This is a genomic window from Ligilactobacillus sp. (assembly GCF_036846325.1).
GTDB lineage: Bacteria > Bacillota > Bacilli > Lactobacillales > Lactobacillaceae > Ligilactobacillus.
Map to the genome: position 1 here is coordinate 1 of NZ_DAIUCE010000159.1, position 2,736 is coordinate 2,736.

Consider the following 2,736-nt stretch of genomic DNA (forward strand, 5'->3'; position numbering starts at 1 on the left):
AAACAAAGAGAGTATTAGCTCCATAACGATTAACGAGTGTCTTTGATAACTGATGATTAATATCAGTCATCCAGCGGTTCTCTCGTTGACCGATTTTCTTTAAACGACGTTTAGCAGATTTGGTTCCCCTGCTTTGCAGTTGCTGACGCAATCGCTTAAACTTGCTCCGTTTGCGTAGCACTTCCTGACCTTGAAAAAACAGTGTTTTTCCGTGTTCATCATAAGCAGTCGCCAAGAATCGCAATCCGCGATCAATACCAACCACATGTTGTGATTGTTCTTTAAGATAATCCGGCAGTTCTTTAGTTGCGCTAATGTGCATATACCATTTGTTGCCAACATGGAGAATCTTAGCCATGCCGAATTCCCAAGTACCGTTTAAATATTGATCGAATCCTTGACAGGTAAACGGCACTTTTATACGCCCGTTAACTGTATTGATAGACATAATGTGATTGTCCTTAAGCGACCAATCACGATTGCGTTGCAAGTCCAGTTGAGGACGTTTGAAATTGATAGGATGCCATAACCAATCCAGGGTACGGGTCTCGTTTTTCCAAATATCGTTGCCGTATCGATCTTGTTTGCCCGTATTGTAGCGATAAGGCTTTTGAGCCAACTGCGTTTTAACCGTTCTGTAACGGGCAACGACGTTACGGATTGCGGACTGAGCCATTTGTGCTTTTAATCCATAATCATTCCGCAATTGGCGATACAATGCCTTGTTCAGCTTTGCTTGAGCCATTTCAAAGCTATGGTCAAACATATACTGAGAAACCGCATTACAAGCTCGTCGGTATTGTTCTAAGGATTTGGTCAAAACCGATTCATCCAATGATGACTGTAGCTTTAATTTACATTTAATGGTAATGGTTTGTTGCAACAGGTTCACCTCGCTTTCTTCATACGTCAATTATATCATATCGATGTGTGAAAATCCAAGAAAGGGAAAAGGCAAAAAAGAAGCGCCTCAGGTGCTTGAGCGAGGGCTTTCCTCCCATCACTAAAGTGACGGGTTTCCAGCCTATATATTTATCAATGAAGCCTTAGGTGCCTTTAAACTGAAGTCATAATCAATCAAAGGGGGATTTTCAATGGAAAACAAAACTAGCAAGCTTTTAAAGTTCTTTTTGCTTCTTTTAGAGGGGAGTCTCGTGTTTGAAATCAATCTGCGCTTCCTGCTGTGGGCGACAAGCATCGATTTTTTCGATACGGCAATGTCGTTTATCTGCGCGCACCGGATCTTCTGCCTGTCTACCGCATACTTTTCGATTTTGACCATAGTCCTCGTTGTTTGGAGAGACAGCGTGTACTACATCAAAAAAGTGTCCAAGGAAATGTTTAAATAATGACTGACAAATTATTGGAAGGGGCAGGGAATATGAACGTCTTTGGAATAGGTTTGTTGAAAACAAGCCTTTGTCAAAGGTGATTTCATGTACTTGACGGAAAAATAACTTGATGCCATCATGAAGCTTTGCTGCATGAACGTTTTAATTCGGATCAAAAATAAGCGGCAGAAAAGGGAATAATTAAAAAGCAGCCAGGTTCAATGACCCGACTGCTTTTTTCTTCATTAATTAATCAAAATCAACGTCTTCGCTCTGTGTTCGATCCTTCAAGCGCAGCGAAACGATAAAGCCGATCAGCGCCAAAGCCAAAGTGAAGCAAAAACCGTAGCGAACGCCGTGTTCAAACCGAAGCGCTTCGCTTGAAGCCGGCAAAGCAGCCTGACCCATCGCAAGAAAGCTCGTCGCAAGAGCCGTTGCAATTGCGCCGACGATCTGCTGCAGCGTGTTCATGATCGTTGAACCGTCGGCAGATTCCGGACCGGCCAGCGCATTCAAAGCATGCGTCTGGGACGGCGACATCGCAAGCGGACAGCCGATCATCAAAACGATGTGAGCAGCGATGACATAGGCAAGAGACGACTTTGCGTCTGCAAAACAGAACATCAAAACGCCGATCAGGGCAATGACGAAGCCCAAGCGAGCAAGCAGCTTGGCCCCCATGCGGTCATACATTCTCCCGGCAAATGCAGAGACCAAGGCATTGACGATGCCGCCCGGCAGCATGATGAGCCCGGTCATGGCAACGGGAAGCATCATGGCGTTTTGAATGAACTGGGGCATGAGATACATCGCGGACAAGATGATGCCGAAATCAATCATGACGAGGATGGCGCCGGTTCGGAAGGCAGGCTTGGCGAAGACTCTGAGGTTCAGGACTGGTTCATCAAGCTTCAGCTGACGTCCTGCATAAAGGACGAGCACGATGATGCCGACGGCAAGAAGACCGAGCACCTTTGGTGAAGTCCAACCAGCTTCTGATGCGAGACTTGTTCCTGCAACAATGGAACTGAAGCCGATGACGGATCCCAGCACTGACGGCAGGTCAATCTTCGGACGGGTGATGCGGCTGACGTTCTTCAGACCGATGAAGGCAAAAAGAAGTCCGACAATTAAAATGATTGCAAACATGAAGAAGACGGCACGCCATGAGAGGGCTCCGAGGACGATGCCCGTGACGGTCGGTCCGATTGCCGGTGCAAACATGATGACAAGTGCGTTGATGCCCATCGCAAGTCCGAGCTTCTTTGGCGGGAAGATCAGCATCGCAACCGTGAACATCAGCGGAAGAATCAGCCCGGTGCCGATGCCCTGGATCATCCGTCCGAACAAAAGCATGCCGAAGCTGTTTGCAAAGCCTGAAATCACCGCTCCGACTGCAAAGTCA

3 protein-coding genes are annotated in these 2,736 nt (G+C 46.7%); 1 reads left to right on the forward strand and 2 read right to left on the reverse strand.

Annotation, left to right across the window (positions count from 1 at the left end; genetic code table 11):
- Positions 1–883: transposase (locus tag V7Z60_RS09665; protein WP_334117603.1), on the reverse strand; the 883-nt coding region annotated here is incomplete at its 3' end.
- A gap of 211 nt (positions 884–1,094) precedes the next feature.
- Between V7Z60_RS09665 and V7Z60_RS09670 the strand changes: the two genes are divergently transcribed.
- Entirely contained in the window at positions 1,095–1,349 is a 255-nt protein-coding gene (locus V7Z60_RS09670; RefSeq protein ID WP_334117604.1) for a hypothetical protein, read from the forward strand.
- A 231-nt stretch (positions 1,350–1,580) separates the two neighbouring features.
- On the opposite strand, the gene V7Z60_RS09675 is transcribed toward V7Z60_RS09670, so the two are convergent.
- The coding region (locus V7Z60_RS09675) for an MFS transporter (protein ID WP_334117605.1) at positions 1,581–2,736 on the reverse strand (1,156 nt) is incomplete at its 5' end.

Bases quoted from the DNA above. Each gene is read 5' to 3' on its own strand.
- V7Z60_RS09670 (WP_334117604.1), top strand. From the start codon at position 1,095: ATGGAAAACAAAACTAGCAAGCTTTTAAAGTTCTTTTTGCTTCTTTTA.